Below are 17,877 nucleotides of genomic sequence, written 5' to 3'. Positions count from 1 at the left end.
CGATGACGGTGAACCCGAGGCCATCAGCCCGCGTACCCAATAGCACCCGCCTCCTCTAACGCCTGCGAGGTGCCCGCATTGGGACGGCGCCTGACGCGGGGTGAGGCGGAAGATTCCCGATCGGGAGGTGACATGAGCTGGACGGGCCGACGCTGGATGGTCTGGCTGCTGCTCGTCACACTCACCTCCGGCATCGTCGCCGGGCACGTTCTGGAATGCCAGGATCGGTCGGGGCACACGAGTTCGCAGCTTGTCGCATCTGGTTCTCCAGGCGATGGCGCCAGGGTGGCCTGCGCCGCATCTCACGGACCCGCGTCGATGTGCGTGGCCGTACTGACCACGGCGATCGCCTTTCTGCTGGCCCTGGCATTGCCGAGCGAGCGGCGCAGTGACGCCCGTGATGGTCGCGGCTGGAGGCTGGTACAGCGAGGGAGGGAGCCACCGGCGGCCGATCTGGCTTTTCTTTCGGTTCTGCGGATTTAGGAGGGTCGTTCCAATCCGACCCGTCCTATCCGATCCCCCATTTCCGAAGGAGAGATTCCCCATGACCGTCGCACACCGGATCACCATGCTCACCGTCGCCGGAATCGGCGCCGTCGCCCTGCTCACCGCCTGCGGCTCATCCACCCCCACGACCACCGCCGCCGGTGCGGGAGCCGCTCCGGCCGCCTCGTCGAACGACGGGGCCAGCGCAGATGTCACGAACATGGACGGCATGGACATGTCCTCGTCGAAGCCCAAGGCGGACTTCAACGATGGCGACGTGATGTTCGTCCAGATGATGCTCCCGCATCACCAGGAGGCCCTGCGGATGGCCAAGTGGGCCCAGACCAACGCCTCCAACGCCAAGGTCAAGGATCTCGCCATGAAGATGCAGATGGAGGCGCAGCCGCAGCTCAGCAAGCTCAACAACTGGCTCACCGCCTGGGATAAGGAGCCCATGGCCGACGACGACCCGATGATGACGTCGATGCCCGGCATGATGTCCTCCGCCGAGATGACCAAGATGCGGCAGATGAAGGGTGGCATGTTCGACCGCATGTTCACCCAGATGATGATCAGCCACCATCAGGGCGCCATCAAGGTGACCCAGAACGAGATCGCCAGGGGCAGCAACGCCAAGACGAAGACGATGGCCAAGACCATCCAGACGAGCCTGCGCAGCGAGCTCGCTGAGCTGAAGCAGCTGCTCCCGACGCTCTAGCCGCGGCGGATCCCGTACGGCGCCCGGCCGTACGGGGCCGAGGCATGCCAGATTCAACCAGCGGCTTTGACCACGGAGGTCACGAAGCTGAGTTTCACTCCGCTGACCTGCCCAGTGACCTCCCAGAACCTTCCCTTCCGAAGAACGGACCGAGCGTCTGGCCAGAGGGCCGGGGAGCGCTCGGCAGCGTCACAGAACAGCCACCGGAGGTGGCGGCCGTGCGCGATGGGATCGTGGACGTGGACGACGTGGCTACAGGTGGCGCCGTTGTGGCCCGTGATGTGTGTCCGCGATGGACGAACAGCCCGCCGACAGCAGGGCGAGTTGAGCACCTGAACACTCCGGAGATGGCGCGCGTATCCACACATGGGCGGCGGCCTTCCGCTATGCCGGGTAGTACGTCCTGCCCTCGAGGCCAATCGGCTCGAACAGGCTAATAAAACCCTTCACTTCGGTACTATTCGCCCCAGATCTTGGATGTTTACGAGGAGGCATCGTAGTGGCTGCGCCGACAAGGCTTGGGCAGATGGCAGGGGCCACAGCGCTGGCATTGGTCACATTAGTCTCCGCCCCCGGCACCGCCGCCGCCGCGCCGTCACCTGCCAAGGCCAGGGCCAAGTTGGTGAAGCTGAACGAGCGGGCCGACAAGGTGGTCGAGCAGTACAACCAGGCCACCGAGGCGTACAAGAAGGCCAAGCAGAAGTACGACGCGGCCAACGCCGACCTCGGCCGCAAGACGGTGCGCTCGGACGCCCTGCGCGCGGATCTCGTCACGGTGGCGGTCAACCAGTACCAGTACGGCGGCTTCGAGAACTGGCAGACCTACGCCGGCCAGGGCGAGACGCTGAGCAGCATGGCGGCACTGGGCCAGATCGCCACCGAGCGGTCGGCCAAACTACGGGCGTACGAGGACAGCATCAAGGACCTGCGCGACCGGCGCAACGAGGCCAAGAATGTCCTGGCCGAGGCCGACAAGGCGCGCGAGAAGGTGGACGACGACAAGACCGAGGTCGAGAAGCTGATCGCCCAGCAGACCAAGATCCTTCGCAAGCTCGGCGCCTTCAAGTCGGGCAATCCCAACAGCACGGGAATCAAGTACACCGGCCCGGCCTCGGGCAACGCCCGCATCGCGCTGCAGTTCGCGTTCGCGCAAGTGGGCAAGCCGTATGGGTACGGCGCCAATGGGCCGAACTCCTACGACTGCTCCAGCCTCACCCAGGCCTCCTGGCGTACCGCCGGGGTCGCCATTCCCCGCACGACGTACACACAGTGGGCCTGGGGCGCCAGTCGTCGCGTCTCGCTGGACGCCCTCCAGCCTGGGGACCTGCTGTTCAGCAAGGGCCTGGGACATATGGGCATGTACGCGGGCAACGGGAAGATGGTCCACGCGCCGCAGACCGGAGACGTGATCAAGGTCGTCGAGCTCGACGACTACTGGCGCAACCGCCTCCTCGGCGCAGTCCGCCCATAAAGCCGCCGCCGAGCCCCGCACGTCGAAATGGCGCTGGAAGTACTGGCAACGTGGAGCTATGTGCGTTGTCCACAAGGTTGCACACTGTGGCCCCGTATCAACGATCCCAAGTAGCATGAAAACAAATCGCGGCAGGAGGCCACAAGAAGATGCGGACGTTGGGCGACCTGGAGTCGGTGATCATGGACCGGATGTGGTCGTACCACCGCCCCGCCGCGGTGAGAGACGTGCTGAAGGATTTGCGACAGGATCGCGAGATCGCCTACACCACCGTGATGACCGTGATGGACAAGCTCTACAAAAAGGGCCTGCTGAAGCGCGAGCCGGTGGGTAAGGCGTACGTGTACAAGCCAGTCGGCACCAAGGAGTCCTACACCGCCGAGCTGATGCGCGAGACGCTGGCCAGCGGCGGTAACCAGGCGGCCACGCTGGTTCACTTCCTTGAGCGGCTGACCCCGGAGGAGGCTGCCGCGCTGGAATCCGCCCTTCAGGTGTTCCCGGCGCACACCCGTCGATCATGACGGTCGCCCTGGTCCTCGTCGTCTACGCCGTGGGTGCCGCCACGGTGTTGCCGCGACTGCTCGTCAAGGCCGCCTGGGCCGAGCGGGCCCCCCGATTGGCGATCTCCATGTGGCTGGCCGCGGACATCTCCGCGGTCCTCTCGGCGGTGATGGCCGCGCTGAGTGCCGCGATCCCCGGCGACGCGGTCGGGCACGGGTTGGCCAGGCTGTTCGAGGTGTGCAAGCAGTTTCTCGGCCACGGATCCGACGTCGACGTGGCCTCCGCCGGATTCCGGCTGGCCGTCCTGGTCAGCGGGTTCATCACCGCACGGACTGTGTTCTGCGTGATCAGGGTGCTGCTGACCTCACGGCGCGAGCGTGCCCGGCACTCGGAGATGCTGAGCCTGCTGGGCCGGCGTGACGGCGAGTTGGACGCGGTGGTCCTGGAGTACGACGAGCCGCTCGCGTACTGCCTGCCCGGCAGGGCGAACAAGGCCGTGATCACCACGGCGGCGCTCCACGCTCTGCCGCCCGAGCATGTGGCCGCGGTGCTGGCGCACGAGCGAGCCCATCTCCGGGGACGCCACCATCTTCTCCTTGCCCTGGCTGAAGGCCTGGCCAAGGCATTTCCTGCTCTCCCGCTGTTCGCAACGGCCAAAGCGGAGGTGGCCCGCCTGGTGGAGTTGCGGGCCGACGATGTGGCCGCGGGACAGCATCCGCGCCTGCACCTCGCCGCGGCTCTGGTCGGTCTGGCCACCGGGCGGGTGCCCGCGTTCGCGCTGGGCGCTGCAGGCGAGAACGCGTTGAGCAGGGTGCGCCGCATGCTCAATCCGGCCGCGCCGCTCCACCGCCGCGAGCGGCTGGTGGGCACGGTGGCCGTCACCTTGTTCCTCGCAGGACCGGCGGCTCTGGCGGTGTTTCCGGGGGTGAGCGCGCTGATCGCGCATCATTGCCACACGCTCTCGCTGCTCTGAGCTCAGGCGTACAGCAACTCCTGATCGATCACGAGGGCCGCGGTGACGCCCTGACCGGCGGCGATGATCACCTGGCCAGCCGGGGAACGGCATGGACGCCCGCCTGGCCATGTCGCCGGCCGCGAAGACTCCCTTCACCGAGCTCTGCCCGAACTCGTTGACCTCCACCAAGCCGTCCTCCAACATGGCGCAGCCCAGTTGCTTCGGCAGGTTGCTGCGCTGGCGGACACCCGACCCGCAGCGACTGGTAGCCGCCACCGAGGACGGCACGGTCTATGGGCCCAAGAACGGCGGGCCGGACTTCACCGTCGCCTTCCGCCCTGCGAGATCATGAACCGCTACGCCATGATCGAACGGTGACGGCCGGCATACCGCTGCTGCCTGCCTCTGGCAGAGCTTCGACGTCTCACCTGCCTGACCACGACGGCAACGCAGAGCACGCCCGCGAACACGACCCCAGACACCGCGATGCTCTCCGTGGAGGCCGTCGGCAGGACGACATCGGTCTCCTGCGCCTTCCCCGCCGCCTGCACGACCCCTTTCCGGACCAGAGGCGTCCGCGGGTTGCCGCCCGTCAGGACGAACGTCTCACCCTCCCCGAACTTCTCCTTGACCTTGCGGGGAAGGCCGTAGCCGACGACCTTGCTCTGGTCCCTGTCCTTGCGCTTGAGCCACACCTTGTCGACGTTGGCCTCGATCGTGGAGATCTGGTCTCCCTGTACCTTCTCGACGATGCCCGCATGGTCGATCCGCTCCACATCGCGTGACCCGCTCCAGTCGTAAAAGACGATGGCGCCGGGCTCCGGCTTGTCACTCCAGGCGTCCTGCTCCTTGAACCACTTGGCGTGGTCGACGGTGTAGGCGAAATCCCCCACGTACTTCTCGACGCCCGCCTGGTTGGCGGCCCAGGTAATGAACATGTCGCACCATGGGGCGGTCTTGAAGTAGGGGTCGCTGTTGTCCACGTTGGCGTAGTACCAGTTACCGAACTTGCTGTAGCCGTCGGTTTTCTCGCGATAGCCGAGATTTTTCTGGGCAGCGTCGAGCAGCCCGTCCACAATGGATGGCATAGGTCCGGGGTTTGACCCTTTCTCCTAATGGCCTACCGGGTTAGCTGACGGGTTCGGGCCAGGAGATGACGCCCTACCGCCGCATCCGTGGCGGATTCACCCCATGCGTGGATCGCTCCAGGCTCTGGTTCCCCGGTTCCCGCGGCGCGGGCCTCGGCACCAGCCGGCCGCCTCCACCGCGAAGGCAAGTCACCGGCAAGTACGAAGGACTGTAGTAGGTAGAAAGGGTGACTGGTTACCGAAATGAGATTTTTGGCATAAAAGATCTATCCAACGCAGACCGACCAATACCGTGCGCTACACGTTGTTATACGCAAGGCAAGCACCGCAGCGGGTCAACGCGTGATCACTCAATCACCCTCACCACGCCTGCGAGATTGCGCGTGTGGACGGGCACCAGTTTGACGACGTCCCCCGCCTGCGGGGCTTGGATCATCTTTCCGTCGCCCCAGTAGATCGCGGCATGGGAAATGTAGCCCGGGTTGGTGGGGTCCAGCCGCCAGAAGATCAGGTCACCCGATCGCATCTGGGAAAACGGGACCCGGGGTCCACTGGCGAACTGCTGATGCGTCACCCGCGGCAGCCGAATACCCGCCCTGCCAAAGGCCCACTGGATCAGGCCGGAACAGTCGAAGGCGTCAGGTCCCTCGGCGCCCCAGACATACGGGGCGCCCAGTTTGCTCTTCGCCGCCGCGCACGGTCGGCTTGGGCGTGTAGGCCCGGAAGGTCGATGGTTCCACCCCCACCGTTCCCACCCTCCTACCGCCGAGCGGTATCGCCGCCGCATCGACGATCTCCATGGAGCTCACACTTTTGCGTACTCGAACCCGCTCGATCATTTGTTCAGGCAGCGGACGATTCGCGACCACAAGCAGGTGTGGCTCCCGCAGACGGTCGAGGGCCGCCACAACAGGCGGTTCAGGCGCCGGCGAGCTTTGCCCGGCTTCCCGGGTCCAGCCCGAAGACGCCGGGGCGGCTTCGCCGGTCGCTCGTAGTCGACGAGGGCTAACATCCCCGCCATCAGCGTTGCAACCACGAGTCCGGCCACGAGGTACACCGCTCGGGGCAGCACGCTACTACGGTTCATAGTCACTGCGACATTATGCACAACCCGAACAGCGACACAGCGGCCCACGCTCAGGCACGGCACCACGCCGTGGTAAAGGTAAAGGATTAATGGCTGAACCCTAGGCCACACAGGGCCTTCGGGTCGGCTTCCAAAGGTTTCGCTTGCGCTGGCCATTTGGCTTGCATACCTTTACAGGCCCAAGGCCGCAGCGTTCCGATGGTGGCCTGTAATGCCGAGACCGCGTCTCGTCTGCACCGGCGTTGTGTGCAGATCGCAGCCGCGGCCGCCGAGTCCGCTTTCTCGCGGAGCCGGGGATCCACTTTCTTGGGGTGAATCGGTGCGCCCGTCCCAACGGGGCTCCGTAGGGCACTTCCACGCCCGAACCCGTCAGCTAACCCGGTAGGCGGCATGGAAGCAAGGAGCCATTCCCCGCATGTCCAAACACCTCTTGCCGAACTACGGCAGGTCCGCCCGTAAGCACGGCCTCACCCTCGCCGCAGCGGCCGTGGCCAGTGCACTCATCACCAGTACGCCCGCCTTCGCCAGCGACCACGCCAGCGAGACCCAAACTGGCGTCTCGCGGTCTGCGACTTCCTCCCAGCCCCAGCGCCAGGTCACGGCGGACGCCGTGCTGAAGCTGGCCCAGCAGCAGGTGGGGACGACGGAGAACGCCAGCGGCGGCGGCACCCGATTCCACAGCTGGTACATGACTTCCCCCAGGGCCCAGGAGACTCTGGCCCGCGACGGAGGAAGCCTTCAGGCCTACGCCAACGCTCCGTGGTGCGCCATGTTCGTCTCTTGGGTCGGTGAGCAGACCGGCGTTAGGCCGACGATGGGATGGGACGCCTATACGGTCACATGGGCGCGGTGGTTCAAGAACAACGGACGCTGGGGCACCCTTGCCAAGCCCGGAGCCGTCGTTTACTACGCATGGGGCGGCGACAAGAGCATTACTTCCATCGACCACATGGGCCTGGTGAAGAAGGACAACCGCGACGGCACCATCACCGCGATCGAAGGCAACACCGGCAATGGGAAGGTCGAGGAGCGGGTGCGACCCAAGTCCGACGTCGTCGGCTATGGCTATCCGCAGTACAAGTCCTGACATCAGGGAAGCCGTCGCTTCGGCAATTGCTGTAAGAGAGCTGCTATGCGGTTATCCGCGCATCAGCATTAGCGGCCGATCCTACTATGTCATATAGTGAAAAGTCGGCTGGCTGGTCCTCCCGGGAGGGGACAACCGCAGCCATCCGTTCGGACGTACTCGGCATTCGCCCCCGTGATGCCGGGCACGTCGTCCTAGGAGATCGACTTCCGGTCGTGCCGAGGCCTAGCCGAGAACCCCAAGCAGGTCCCGGCAAGCGCGTTCGCAGTCACGGCAGGCCTGTGCACAGATGCCACAGTGGGCGTGCTTGGTGTGCCGCCCGCACTCGTCGCCGCACGCCTTGCATGCCTGGGCGCAGGCTTCGAGGACCACACGCGTCATGTTCGCGTCATAGCCCGTGTGCCGCGAGAGCACGCGCGCAGTGGTCTCGCAGATGTCCGCGCAGTCCAGATCGCTGCGTATGCATTTGACCATTTCGGCCACCATGTCCTCACTCAGGCAGGCGTCCGCGCAGGCCGTACACGTTTGAGCGCACCGGAGACACTCTTCGATGCATTTCGTAAGCTTCGCCTGGTTGACATCACCAAGGTCCTTGGGGTAGGCGGAGAGCATCTCCCCGACTTGCAACGTCATCTCTCGTCCTCGCTTTCGCTGCACCGGCCACCGCGACGGCGGCTCAGACCTCCGTTACCCATCCCCCCGCGCACGTAACACCTCTCCCACTACACGAAGCAGTAGATAGTCGACCGCTCCGGACGGAGATGAATGCAGGGAGACGGGCCACATCCGAGCAGCAGTCTTCGCGCCGTCGCCAACCATCGCTACTATGATGGATAGGATTAGGAGGGGCGGGATGGCGCGCGGTCTTGGTGAGCTGGAGTCCGCTGTCATGGGCCACATCTGGTCATGCGACGGCCCTGTGTCTGTTCGTGAGGTGCTTCAGGCGCTGCAGCGCCGCCGGGTCCTTGCCTACACCACGGTGATGACGGTCATGGACAACCTCCACAAGAAGGGCTTGTTGCGCCGCCACCCATCCGGCCGGGCCTACCTGTACGAGCCCGTGATGAGCCACGAGGCTTACAGCGCCCAGATCATGCAGGAGGCCCTGGCCAAGGGCGGCAACCAGGCCATGACGCTCGTCCATTTCCTGGAGCGGCTCACCCCTGAGGAGCACGCTGCCCTCGATGCCGCCATTCACCGAAGCGACCAGCAGTGATCGTCGAGGGCGCCCTTGTTGCGCATGCGGCGATCACGGCATGGGGACTGCCACGACTAATCATGCGCAGCCAACGGCTTCGCGACTCTCCCCGGCTGTCGATCGCCGCGTGGCTGGCCGGCTGTGCATCGGTGATCGCGTCGGGAGCCTTGGCCGGGCTGCAGCTCGCCTTCCCCGCCCACGCCATCGGGGACGAGGTCGCCGCGCTGATCATAACCTGTGGTGAGATGCTGTCGGGTCATGTTTCTCCGTTCACGGCCCGCCCGCTGGCCGCGCTGGCGGGCCTGTCCGTCGCCGGCGGCATCGCCATCAGGGTCGGCTGGGCCAGCCTGACCGTGCTCTGGACCGGACGGCGTTGCCGAATCAGGCACCGGAAGGCTGTCCGGCTGATCGGACGCGAGCGGCAAGAGCTCGGCGCGCTCGTCGTCCAGCACGACGAGCCCGCTGCCTATTGCGTCCCAGGCCGCCGCGCTGTGATCGTGATCACCAGTGGAGCACTCGCGGCGCTTGATCACCGTCAGGTGGCTGCGGTGCTCGCCCACGAACGGGCCCATGTGACCGGCCGTCATCACCTCCTGCTCACGGCCGCCCAGGTCGCCGCCAAGGCATTTCCCGGACTTCCCGTGTTCGCCGCGACGGGAACCGCGGTGCCCCACCTTGTGGAACTGCTGGCCGATGACGTCGCCGCACGGAAGCATGCGCGCGGCGTAATCGCGTCGGCGCTGATAGCCGTCGCCAGGGCATCCACCCCCGCGGCCACCTTGGGAGCCGGCGGCGAGTCGACCGTCACCCGTGTCAAGCGCCTGCTCAGCCCCGTCACGCCGGCCTGCGGGCGCGACAGAGTGCTTGGCATTCTCGGTGTCAGCGGGCTGTTGGCGGCGCCGGGGTTCGCGCTGATCGTCCCCTCCTTGATCACCTTTCTGATTTCCTGCCCGGTCATCGGGTAGTCGAAAGGACCTCTCGCGATGCGTATCTGGACCAGGAGACAGTGGCTCGTTGGATTCGTGGCCGGGTGCGTCACCGCAGTGATCGTCGGCGTTCCCACCGGGATCATTCCCACCTCGTACTTTTCCCGCATGACGCCGGTGTTGTGGTGGAACTACCCGGTGTGGCTGGTCACCGCGATCCTGAGCGGTCTGATCGTCGCCACCTATGTCGCCCCGGTTCAGCCCCCGCCGAGCCAGCAGAAGAAGACGCTGAGCGGAGGGTTGCTCTCTGCCTTCGCCGTCGGCTGCCCCATATGCAACAAGCTCGTCGTCACCGCTCTCGGGACGAGCGGCGCACTCACCTACTTCGCTCCGGTGCAGCCTGTACTGGCGATCGCCTCGGTGTTCATGCTCGGCGAGGCGCTCCGCCGCCGGATGCGCGCCCTCAAGATTTGCCCTACCTACTATGAATGTTAGTAGAGCGGGCTACGCTCTTCCCATGCGCGATCCACGGCTAGGGATGTCAGCCTACCGTCCCGCGACGCCATGAACCGCTCGACGAGCACCCAGCCAAGCCCGCCGGTGTCCCGGAGCGGCTCCCGGCGTGCCCTGCGGAGTCGGCGGGCCCGGTTGGCCGTCGTCGTGACCGCCGTCATCGCCGTTCCAGTGCTGGCTTACGCCCTGCCCGCCATCGCGCTTGCCGGAGAGGTTCCGCCGGGCACACGTGTCGACAACGTCGACATCGGCGGTTTGTCTCCGGCCGAAGCCCGCTCCCGCTTGGAGCGGGAGTTCGGCAAACGGACCGCGCTTCCGCTCGCGCTTGTCGCGGTCGGCAAGACCAGACGGGTGACTCCCGCCGACCTGGGCCTGGCCTTCGATGCAGAAGCAACCGTACGGGCCGCCCTCGACGGCGCGACCACGCCGGCGGGCATCCTCCGATCACTCTTCGGCAGCCGTCAACTCCAGCCAACGGTCACCGTGGACGAGCAGCGCCTCACCACCAAGCTCGCCGACCTGGCCAAGAGCATCGATGCCACGCCCCGCGAGGGCACCGTACGATACCGCGGGCTCGAACCTCAGGTCGTACGGCCCAAAAGCCGGACGCGCTCTCGACCGTGAAGCCGCAGGGAGAGCCATACGCGCGGCCTTCACCAGCAAACGCCAGTCAGTCGACCTGCAAGTACGTGCGCTGCCCCCTCAACGCCCCAGGGACGCCTCGTTCAAGATCTCGAACGGCAAGCCGCAACTCATCCACGCCCGCGTTGGACGCGGTATCGACGTCAACGCCCTTGGCACGGCGATCTCCGCCACTCTGGCGGCGGGCGGCCGACGTGTGGACGTGCCCGTCGCCCAGACACAACCTCGGGTGACCACCGAGGCGGCCAAGAAGCTCGGCATCAAGGAGAAGGTCAGCTCCTTCACCACCCGCCATCCCTGCTGCGCGCCACGCGTGACCAACATCCACCGCATCGCCGACATCGTCGATGGATACGTGGTCAAGCCCGGCGAGACGTTCTCGCTCAACGGCCTGGTCGGCAAGCGGGACAAGGCACGCGGCTTCGTCGAGGCACCCATGATCCTTAACAACCGGTTCGTCAACGACGTCGGCGGCGGCGTCTCGCAGTTCGCCACCACCATGTTCAACGCGGTGTTCTTCGGCGGCTTCCAAGACGTGCAGCACACTCCGCACCAGTACTACATCTCCCGATACCCGGCCGGACGTGAGTCCACGGTCTCCTTCCCCCAGCCCGATTTCCGCTGGCGCAACGACTCCCCGTACGGCGTGCTGATCAAAACCTCGTACACGGGCACCTCGATCACCGTCCAGTTCTGGAGCACCAAGCGCTACGACATCGAGTCGCAAAGCTCATCCCGCTACCAGGTCAAACCCATCACCACGATCACCGACTCCGGCCCCGAGTGCATCCCGATGGGCGGCGCCGAGGGCTTCACCATCGACGTGTGGCGCATCTTCAAAGAGAACGGCAAGACCGTACGCAAGCAGCAGTTTCACACCGTGTACGCCCCCGAACCCCGCCTCACCTGCACTTAAGGGCTCTTGGGGTGGTCGGTGCGATCCGCGGCGTGGAGTCGGCGAGCGCCATGACTGGGCGTGAGCCTCAGTCCGGAGCCAGGAAGAGTGAATCTACGATACGTGATAGGAGAGTGCCTGCCGGGCACCCTCCGGTGTGAAGGAGGCAGGCCCGTGACAGGTCCCATGCATGCCCACCACGATCATCACAAGGGCTCCCGCACCGCGATCCTGGACGTAAGCGGCCTCCAGTGGGCGTCGGAGCAGAACGCCGTGGCCGCCCGGCTCGGCCGCCGGCCAGGCGTGCTCGACGTCGAGGTGAATCCGGTCGGCCAGACGGCGACGGTGGTGTTCGACCCGTCCCGGACGTCGCTGGCCGACCTCCGGAAGTGGGTGATCGAGTGCGGTTACCACTGCGCCGGGCAGGCGGTGCCGTCTCACATCTGCGACCCGATGGCCGAACCCGGCCAGCCTCGTCAAAACATACCGGGGAGCCACGCAGCGCCCGCACACGTAGAGCATCAGGCAGAACACGGCGACGGCCGGGAGCCATCCTCTCCGCACGAGATGATGGGACATGGCGGGCACGCCGGCATGTCGATGGCCGCGATGGTGGCCGACATGCGCAACCGGTTCCTGGTGGCGGCGCTGCTGTCGGTTCCGATCGTGGCGTGGTCGCCGATCGGCCGAGACGTGCTGGGCTTGAACCTGGCGGTGCCGTTCGGGCTGCGCATAGACGTCTGGGCGTTGCTGCTCAGCCTGCCGGTGATCTTCTATTCGTGCTGGATCTTCTTCGACGGGGCAGTGCGGGCACTGCGGGCGCGCACCCTGGACATGATGGTGCTGGTCGCCGTCGCAGTGGGCGCGGGCTGGCTGTACTCGGTGGTGGTGACCCTCACCGGCGGTGGGGAGGTGTTCTACGAGGCGGCCACCGTGCTGGCCTCGTTCGTGCTGCTGGGGCACTGGTTCGAGATGCGCGCCCGGGGCGGCGCCAGCGACGCCATCCGTACCCTGCTCGACTTGGCCCCGCCCAAGGCGGTCGTTATCCGCGACGGACAGCCGGTGGAGGTGCCCACCGCCGAAGTGGCCGTCGGGGATCTGCTGCTGATCCGCCCGGGGGCCAAGGTCCCCGTCGACGGCGTCGTCGAGGAGGGCGAGAGCGAGGTGGACGAATCCATGGTCACCGGCGAGAGCCTCCCGGTGCACAAGCGGCCGGACTCGGCCGTCGTCGGAGCGACCATCAACCGCAACGGCACGCTGCGGGTGCGGGCCACCAACGTCGGCGCCGACACCGCGCTGGCCCAGATCGTCAAGCTCGTCCAGCAGGCCCAGAACTCCAAGGCCCCCGGGCAGCGTCTGGCCGACAGGGCCGCGTTCTGGCTGGTGTTCGTCGCTTTGATCGGCGGTGGACTCACCTTCGCCGTCTGGTTGCTGGCCGCCGGTCGGCCGTTCAGCGCCGCGATCCTGTTCGCCATCACGGTGGTGGTCGTCACCTGCCCGGACGCGCTCGGCCTGGCCACCCCTACGGCCATCATGGTAGGCACCGGGTTGGGCGCCAAGCGCGGCGTACTGTTCAAGAACGCCATGGCGCTGGAGACCTCCGCACGTATCCAGGTCGTGGTCATGGACAAAACCGGCACCCTGACCAAGGGCGAACCCGAGGTCACCGATGTGATCACCGACGGCTGGACGGAAGACGAACTGCTGCGGTTGGTGGCCGCCGTGGAACGCGAATCCGAGCATCCCCTGGCCGAGGCGATCGTCCACCATGTCGACGCGCGTGGCCTGGGCATCGTGCACGCCGACCGGTTCGAGAACGTGCCGGGGCATGGTGCGATCGCCGAAGTGACCGGACACACCGTGGTCGTGGGCAACCGGCGCCTGCTGGAGCGCGAGGGAATCGAGTTGGGCGAACTCGGTCCGCGCCGTGAGGAGGTGGCCGCCGGCGGCCGGACGGCGGTCATGGTGGCCGTCGACGGCACGGTGGCCGCGGTGATCGGCATCGCCGACGCGCCCCGCGAGACCTCCGCGGCGGCGGTGGCCGCCCTGCACGAACTCGGCGTCGAGGTCGTCATGCTCACCGGCGACAACGCCGCCACCGCCCAGCGGATCGCCGAACGACTGGGCATCGACACCGTGATCGCCGAAGTGCTGCCCGGCGACAAGGCCGCCAAGGTGGGCGAACTGCAGGCGGCCGGACGAAAAGTCGCCATGGTCGGCGACGGCGTCAACGATGCGCCCGCCCTGGCCCAGGCCGACCTGGGCATCGCCATCGGCGCAGGCACTGATGTGGCGATCGAGACCGCCGACGTGGTGCTCATGCGCTCCGACCCGCTGGACGTGCCCACCGTACTGCGCATCGGCCGCGGCACCCTGCGCAAGATGCGTCAGAACCTCGGCTGGGCGATCGGCTACAACGCCATCGCCCTGCCCATCGCCGCGGGCGTCTTCGAACCCGCCTTCGGCCTGGTGCTGCGCCCCGAGATCGCCGCGCTGTCGATGTCCGGCTCCAGCGTCATCGTCGCCGTCAACGCCCTGGCACTCAAACGCCTGCGCCTGCCCGTCCCAGGCAAGGTCGAAGCCGCAGACGCCGAACCTCTCCCGGCCCGATGAGTCGCCCATCCCTCGCTCGCGCTGCACAGCACCTTCCAGGCAGCGATGTGATTGAGGCGTACCACCAGATCTATGAGGACGCGATCATCGCGGAAGCGACCCGGCAAAGTCTGTTCACGGGGCGGTTGCTACTGTCTCCACGCATTTGTCCTCAAGATCGGCGGTCATGGCATGAGGTTCGCGCAGAAGTACGGGAAGTGGGCGGTGATCGCCGGCGCCTCCGAGGGCATCGGCGCCGCGTTCGCGGGCGCGCTGGCCGAGCGGGGGCTCAACCTGGTGCTGGTCGCCCGGCGTCCGGAGCCGCTGAGCGAGTTGTCCACCCAGCTGGGCGTCCAGACGATTACCGTCAGCGCCGACCTGTCCACCGCGGACGGGCTGGCTGAGGTGTTCGCGGCCACGGAGGACCGCGAGGTCGGACTGGTGGTGTGCAACGCGGCATACGCGCCGGTCGGTTCGTTCCTGGACCTCGATCAGGCCGCGCTGACCGCGATGCTGGACCTGAATTGCCGCACTCCCCTCCTGCTGGCTCGGCACTACCTGCCGGCGATGGCGGCCCGGCACCGTGGCGGGCTCGTGGTGATGTCCTCACTGGCCGGCAATCAGGGCTCGCCCGGCATTGCGGCGTACGCGGCGACCAAGGCGTTCGGCGCCGTGCTGGCCGAGGGGCTGTGGTCGGAGCTTCACGGCAGCGGTGTCGATGTCCTCACCTGCGTCGCCGGGGCGGTCGCGACACCGAACCTGCGCGAGGCCATGGCCAAGCCGGCCCCCGGCACGGTCACGCCCGACGTCGTGGCCGCCGCCGCCCTGCGGGCACTTGGGCGAGGACCGCGTATCGTCCCGGGTGCACTGATGCGTGCCTGCGCGCCGCTGATCAGCCATCTGCTACCGCGCCGGACCGCCATCACCCTGATGGGCCGCGCATCGCGGGGCCTCTCGGCACCCTGAGTCTCGGATTGGCAGCGCCTACGGATTGACGGCAGGCCACAGTATGTACGAGTCCGAGCGCGGCCTGCTCAACCGCGTCTTCAAGAGCCGCTACAACCGCTTCATCAACCACAGCCGGCAGCTGTATCCCGTCGGCCTGCTGTTCGGGCTCGGCTTCGACACCGCCACCCAGGTCGGCGTCATCGGCATCTCGGCGGGAGCCGCCTCGGGCGGCGCCCTGCCCCCGCTGGCGATCATCTCACTGCCGTTGATCTTCGCTGCCGGCATGTCGCTGTGGGACACGCTCGACGGCGCCCTCATGTGCCGCGCCTACGGCTGGGCCTTCTCTCATCCCCTGCGCAAGATCTACTACAACCTGTCCACCACCAGCCTGTCGATCTTCGTCGCGTTCGTCGTCGGCACGATCGAGCTCATCGTCGTGCTGACCGACAAGCTCGGCGTCGCCGATCGCCAGCCCTGGGCCCTCCTCACCGGCCTGGATCTCAACACGATCGGCTACTTCGTCGTCGGGACGTTCCTGATCACCTGGCTGGGCAGCATGGCGTACTGGAGGCTGGCCAAAATCGAGCAACGGTACAGAACCACTGCTACTGCTGATAGTAAATTGTAGGGAAGCTTCACCTGCTACTTCGCTGCCGATCATGGCGAAAGGCGGTGTATCTTACGACGCACCATAGCGCTTGCCATATGCTCTGCTCATGAAGCATGCGCATCGGGTCGTTCCGCGCCTGATGCTGCTCATGCTCGTGGTTCTCGGCGTCATGGCGATGCACACGATCGGCCATGCGGGCGAGCACGATTCGCCCATGGTGGGCAACCACGCCTCGTTGAGCGACGTCATCTCCCACTCGGGACAGCATCCCGGCGATCCGACGACATCGGCCTGGGTATGCCTGGCGATTCTCGGCGTGGCCGCCGGTTGGCTGCTTCTCCGGCCGCGCTCCGGCAGTGCCGGCCAGGCTCCTTCACACGCGGGATCGCGTGGGGGCCTCTGGTTCAGTCGATCCCTGCGCGGACCGCCGCCGCCCGAGCTGACGCGCTTGGTCGTGCTCCGGATCTAGACCGTCCCCGGACCGCCGTCATCCCACTGAGCGCGACCTTACAAACGAGGCGACACCCATGGACATCGATCGACGCACCCTGCTCAGAACCGGACTCGGCCTGCTGGGCGGAGCCGCACTCACCGCCTGCAGCGATGCCGGCCCCACCCCATCGCCCGCATATGTCACGCCGACTGGCGCACAAGTGCGGGCCGCGGAGCAAGCCCGCCGGCCAGGCACCGTCAGGGACTTCCGCCTGATCGCCGCGCAAGCGCAGGTGGATCTGGGCGGTACGACAGTACGGACTTGGGCCTACGACGGGCGCATCCCCGGCTCCGAGATCCGCGTCAACGCGGGCCAGATGGTAAGGGCCCGTTTGACCAACCAACTGCCTACCGACACCACCATCCACTGGCACGGCCTGGCACTACGCAACGACGCCGACGGCGTGCCCGGCGTCACCCAGCAGCCGATCAAGCCAGGGGCCGAGTTCGTCTACGAGTTCACCGCGCCGCATCCCGGCACCTTCTGGTTCCACCCACACTCCGGCACCCAGCTGGACCGCGGCCTGTACGCGCCGCTGATCGTGGAGGACCCGCGCGAGCCGCTGGACTACGACGAGGAATGGGTCGTGGTACTCGACGACTGGCTCGACGGTGTCACCGGCAACCCGGACGAGGTACTGGCCGAGCTCTCGCGCGGTATGAGCGGCATGATGCAACCGAGCTCGTCGGCGTCCTCGATGCCCGGAATGGACCACGGCAGCATGAACATGACGCCCAGCCCATCATCGGGCATGGGCAACCACATGCTCATGGGGGCGACAAGTCCGCTGCTGGGCGGCGACGCGGGCGACGTGCGCTACCCGCACTTCCTGCTCAATGGCCACATCCCGGCAGATCCGGCGACCTTCCGCGCCAAGCCGGGCACCCGGCTACGCATCCGGATCATCAACGCGGGCGGCGACACCGCCTTCCGCGTCGCTCTCGCCGGTCACCGGCTGACCGTCACCCACACCGACGGCTTCGCCGTACAACCCGCCGACACCGACGCGCTGCTCATCGGCATGGGCGAACGCTACGACGTCCTGGTCACCCTCAAAGACGGCGTCTTCCCCCTGGTCGCCCTGGCGGAGGGCAAGGACGCGCTGACCCGGGGCCTGATCCGAACCAGCACGCAAGCCTCCGCGCCAAACCCCACGCTGCGCCCCAAAGAGCTGGACAGCGACGTCATCGACTACGCCAAGCTCCAACCCCAGGACGCCGTACGACTCCCACAGAAGCAGCCGGATCGGACCATCAGGCTGGAGCTCACCGGCAGCATGATGGACTACAGCTGGGCGATCAACGGCAAGAAGTACGACCCGAGGACCATCACGCCCATCCGATCAGGAGAACGGGTCCGCCTCTCCTTCGTCAACCGCACCACCATGTGGCACCCGATGCACCTGCACGGACACACCTTCGCCCTGCCCACCGGCATCCGCAAGGACACCGCCATCGTGATGCCCAACGACAAGCTCGACGTGGACTTCAACGCCGACAACCCGGGCATCTGGATGATCCACTGCCACAACGTCTACCACGCCGAGTCCGGGATGATGACCCTCCTCGGATACCAGCAGACTTGATCGCGTACCTCACGCTGGACGTGATCGGCTGGTACGTCCTCGTTCCCGTGAGCATCGCCTCGCTGGCCACCGGACTGCTGCG

At 66.6% G+C, this 17,877-nt stretch carries 19 protein-coding genes, 1 pseudogene and 2 riboswitches; of the genes and pseudogenes, 17 read left to right on the top strand and 3 right to left on the bottom strand.

Translation table 11 applies throughout. From position 1 onward, the window contains the following. The first annotated feature begins 132 nt into the window (after positions 1-132). The 5 genes from ACGFJ2_RS07060 to ACGFJ2_RS07040 all read left to right on the top strand — a co-directional run bounded on the left by ACGFJ2_RS07060 (position 133) and on the right by ACGFJ2_RS07040 (position 4,149). Positions 133-483 carry a hypothetical protein gene (locus ACGFJ2_RS07060; RefSeq protein ID WP_393465603.1) on the top strand — a complete coding sequence of 117 codons (351 nt, stop codon included), beginning with the start codon at positions 133-135 and terminating at the stop codon, positions 481-483. A gap of 61 nt (positions 484-544) precedes the next feature. Further along, a complete protein-coding gene (locus ACGFJ2_RS07055; protein ID WP_364009669.1) occupies positions 545-1,204 on the top strand; it encodes a DUF305 domain-containing protein in 660 nt (219 codons plus the stop codon). A gap of 526 nt (positions 1,205-1,730) precedes the next feature. Then, the gene (locus tag ACGFJ2_RS07050) at positions 1,731-2,675 is read left to right on the top strand and encodes a C40 family peptidase (protein WP_358176961.1); all 945 of its coding nucleotides are present in this window, start codon (positions 1,731-1,733) and stop codon (positions 2,673-2,675) included. A gap of 149 nt (positions 2,676-2,824) precedes the next feature. Then, positions 2,825-3,196, top strand: a complete 372-nt coding sequence (locus tag ACGFJ2_RS07045; RefSeq protein ID WP_357941598.1) for a BlaI/MecI/CopY family transcriptional regulator — start codon at positions 2,825-2,827, stop codon at positions 3,194-3,196. After that, positions 3,193-4,149 carry a M56 family metallopeptidase gene (locus ACGFJ2_RS07040; RefSeq protein ID WP_364009665.1) on the top strand — a complete coding sequence of 319 codons (957 nt, stop codon included), beginning with the start codon at positions 3,193-3,195 and terminating at the stop codon, positions 4,147-4,149. Before ACGFJ2_RS07045 ends, ACGFJ2_RS07040 begins: the two co-directional genes overlap by 4 nt. A 338-nt stretch (positions 4,150-4,487) precedes the next feature. Here the strand turns inward: ACGFJ2_RS07040 and ACGFJ2_RS07035 are convergent, their stop codons facing one another. Together ACGFJ2_RS07035 and ACGFJ2_RS07030 are read right to left on the bottom strand one after the other, a co-directional pair. Then, a complete protein-coding gene (locus tag ACGFJ2_RS07035; protein WP_357941594.1) occupies positions 4,488-5,219 on the bottom strand; it encodes a CHAP domain-containing protein in 732 nt (243 codons plus the stop codon). A gap of 14 nt (positions 5,220-5,233) precedes the next feature. Beyond that, positions 5,234-5,388, bottom strand: a riboswitch (cyclic di-AMP (ydaO/yuaA leader). A gap of 177 nt (positions 5,389-5,565) precedes the next feature. After that, positions 5,566-6,006 (bottom strand): C40 family peptidase, encoded by a 441-nt coding sequence (locus tag ACGFJ2_RS07030; RefSeq protein WP_393465598.1) that lies wholly within the window; start codon positions 6,004-6,006, stop codon positions 5,566-5,568. A 556-nt stretch (positions 6,007-6,562) separates the two neighbouring features. Continuing rightward, positions 6,563-6,709: riboswitch (cyclic di-AMP (ydaO/yuaA leader) on the top strand. A gap of 12 nt (positions 6,710-6,721) precedes the next feature. Here ACGFJ2_RS07030 and ACGFJ2_RS07025 point away from each other — a divergent pair. After that, positions 6,722-7,393 carry a CHAP domain-containing protein gene (locus tag ACGFJ2_RS07025; protein WP_364009659.1) on the top strand — a complete coding sequence of 224 codons (672 nt, stop codon included), beginning with the start codon at positions 6,722-6,724 and terminating at the stop codon, positions 7,391-7,393. Between the two features lie 225 nt (positions 7,394-7,618). On the opposite strand, the gene ACGFJ2_RS07020 is transcribed toward ACGFJ2_RS07025, so the two are convergent. Next, positions 7,619-8,026, bottom strand: coding sequence for a four-helix bundle copper-binding protein (locus tag ACGFJ2_RS07020; RefSeq protein WP_393465594.1), 408 nt, complete (start codon positions 8,024-8,026; stop codon positions 7,619-7,621). A 220-nt stretch (positions 8,027-8,246) separates the two neighbouring features. Between ACGFJ2_RS07020 and ACGFJ2_RS07015 the strand changes: the two genes are divergently transcribed. The 11 genes and pseudogenes from ACGFJ2_RS07015 to ACGFJ2_RS06965 all read left to right on the top strand — a co-directional run bounded on the left by ACGFJ2_RS07015 (position 8,247) and on the right by ACGFJ2_RS06965 (position 17,795). Further along, positions 8,247-8,609, top strand: a complete 363-nt coding sequence (locus ACGFJ2_RS07015; protein ID WP_358176952.1) for a BlaI/MecI/CopY family transcriptional regulator — start codon at positions 8,247-8,249, stop codon at positions 8,607-8,609. Further along, positions 8,606-9,556 carry a M56 family metallopeptidase gene (locus ACGFJ2_RS07010; protein WP_393465591.1) on the top strand — a complete coding sequence of 317 codons (951 nt, stop codon included), beginning with the start codon at positions 8,606-8,608 and terminating at the stop codon, positions 9,554-9,556. Before ACGFJ2_RS07015 ends, ACGFJ2_RS07010 begins: the two co-directional genes overlap by 4 nt. 18 nt (positions 9,557-9,574) lie before the next feature. Beyond that, positions 9,575-10,012, top strand: a complete 438-nt coding sequence (locus ACGFJ2_RS07005) for a hypothetical protein (protein ID WP_393465588.1) — start codon at positions 9,575-9,577, stop codon at positions 10,010-10,012. Between the two features lie 69 nt (positions 10,013-10,081). Further along, positions 10,082-10,654, top strand: coding sequence for a peptidoglycan binding domain-containing protein (locus ACGFJ2_RS07000; RefSeq protein WP_393465585.1), 573 nt, complete (start codon positions 10,082-10,084; stop codon positions 10,652-10,654). Beyond that, positions 10,566-10,859 (top strand): annotated as a pseudogene (locus ACGFJ2_RS06995) (peptidoglycan binding domain-containing protein); the annotation flags it as partial. The gene ACGFJ2_RS07000 and the pseudogene ACGFJ2_RS06995, both read left to right, overlap by 89 nt. 42 nt (positions 10,860-10,901) lie before the next feature. Then, positions 10,902-11,588: a VanW family protein gene (locus tag ACGFJ2_RS06990; protein ID WP_393466993.1), complete on the top strand. Its 687-nt coding sequence runs from the start codon at positions 10,902-10,904 to the stop codon at positions 11,586-11,588. A 153-nt stretch (positions 11,589-11,741) separates the two neighbouring features. Next, positions 11,742-14,180: a heavy metal translocating P-type ATPase gene (locus ACGFJ2_RS06985; protein WP_393465583.1), complete on the top strand. Its 2,439-nt coding sequence runs from the start codon at positions 11,742-11,744 to the stop codon at positions 14,178-14,180. A gap of 171 nt (positions 14,181-14,351) precedes the next feature. Continuing rightward, positions 14,352-15,125: an SDR family NAD(P)-dependent oxidoreductase gene (locus ACGFJ2_RS06980; protein WP_357941578.1), complete on the top strand. Its 774-nt coding sequence runs from the start codon at positions 14,352-14,354 to the stop codon at positions 15,123-15,125. 43 nt (positions 15,126-15,168) lie between these two features. Continuing rightward, on the top strand, positions 15,169-15,735 hold the full coding sequence (locus ACGFJ2_RS06975) for a HoxN/HupN/NixA family nickel/cobalt transporter (protein WP_393465579.1): 567 nt from the start codon (positions 15,169-15,171) through the stop codon (positions 15,733-15,735). An 88-nt stretch (positions 15,736-15,823) separates the two neighbouring features. Beyond that, positions 15,824-16,186 carry a hypothetical protein gene (locus ACGFJ2_RS06970; protein ID WP_357941572.1) on the top strand — a complete coding sequence of 121 codons (363 nt, stop codon included), beginning with the start codon at positions 15,824-15,826 and terminating at the stop codon, positions 16,184-16,186. 58 nt (positions 16,187-16,244) lie between these two features. After that, positions 16,245-17,795: a multicopper oxidase family protein gene (locus tag ACGFJ2_RS06965; RefSeq protein ID WP_393465576.1), complete on the top strand. Its 1,551-nt coding sequence runs from the start codon at positions 16,245-16,247 to the stop codon at positions 17,793-17,795. Positions 17,796-17,877 lie beyond the last annotated feature (82 nt).

Source organism: Nonomuraea sp. NPDC049028 (assembly GCF_043197735.1).
GTDB lineage: Bacteria > Actinomycetota > Actinomycetes > Streptosporangiales > Streptosporangiaceae > Nonomuraea.
This window is presented reverse-complemented; position numbering and strand designations above follow the sequence as displayed.

Excerpts from the sequence above, each read along its gene's own strand:
- ACGFJ2_RS06980 (WP_357941578.1), top strand. The coding sequence starts at position 14,352 with ATGAGGTTCGCGCAGAAGTACGGGAAGTGGGCGGTGATCGCCGGCGCC.
- ACGFJ2_RS07020 (WP_393465594.1), bottom strand. The coding sequence starts at position 8,026 with ATGACGTTGCAAGTCGGGGAGATGCTCTCCGCCTACCCCAAGGACCTT.
- ACGFJ2_RS07025 (WP_364009659.1), top strand. The coding sequence starts at position 6,722 with ATGTCCAAACACCTCTTGCCGAACTACGGCAGGTCCGCCCGTAAGCAC.
- ACGFJ2_RS07050 (WP_358176961.1), top strand. The coding sequence starts at position 1,731 with ATGGCAGGGGCCACAGCGCTGGCATTGGTCACATTAGTCTCCGCCCCC.
- ACGFJ2_RS07005 (WP_393465588.1), top strand. The coding sequence starts at position 9,575 with ATGCGTATCTGGACCAGGAGACAGTGGCTCGTTGGATTCGTGGCCGGG.
- ACGFJ2_RS07000 (WP_393465585.1), top strand. The coding sequence starts at position 10,082 with ATGAACCGCTCGACGAGCACCCAGCCAAGCCCGCCGGTGTCCCGGAGC.
- ACGFJ2_RS06970 (WP_357941572.1), top strand. The coding sequence starts at position 15,824 with ATGAAGCATGCGCATCGGGTCGTTCCGCGCCTGATGCTGCTCATGCTC.
- ACGFJ2_RS07040 (WP_364009665.1), top strand. The coding sequence starts at position 3,193 with ATGACGGTCGCCCTGGTCCTCGTCGTCTACGCCGTGGGTGCCGCCACG.
- ACGFJ2_RS06975 (WP_393465579.1), top strand. The coding sequence starts at position 15,169 with ATGTACGAGTCCGAGCGCGGCCTGCTCAACCGCGTCTTCAAGAGCCGC.
- ACGFJ2_RS07045 (WP_357941598.1), top strand. The coding sequence starts at position 2,825 with ATGCGGACGTTGGGCGACCTGGAGTCGGTGATCATGGACCGGATGTGG.
- ACGFJ2_RS07055 (WP_364009669.1), top strand. The coding sequence starts at position 545 with ATGACCGTCGCACACCGGATCACCATGCTCACCGTCGCCGGAATCGGC.
- ACGFJ2_RS07060 (WP_393465603.1), top strand. The coding sequence starts at position 133 with ATGAGCTGGACGGGCCGACGCTGGATGGTCTGGCTGCTGCTCGTCACA.
- ACGFJ2_RS07030 (WP_393465598.1), bottom strand. The coding sequence starts at position 6,006 with ATGCGGCGGCGATACCGCTCGGCGGTAGGAGGGTGGGAACGGTGGGGG.
- ACGFJ2_RS07015 (WP_358176952.1), top strand. The coding sequence starts at position 8,247 with ATGGCGCGCGGTCTTGGTGAGCTGGAGTCCGCTGTCATGGGCCACATC.
- ACGFJ2_RS06965 (WP_393465576.1), top strand. The coding sequence starts at position 16,245 with ATGGACATCGATCGACGCACCCTGCTCAGAACCGGACTCGGCCTGCTG.
- ACGFJ2_RS07035 (WP_357941594.1), bottom strand. The coding sequence starts at position 5,219 with ATGCCATCCATTGTGGACGGGCTGCTCGACGCTGCCCAGAAAAATCTC.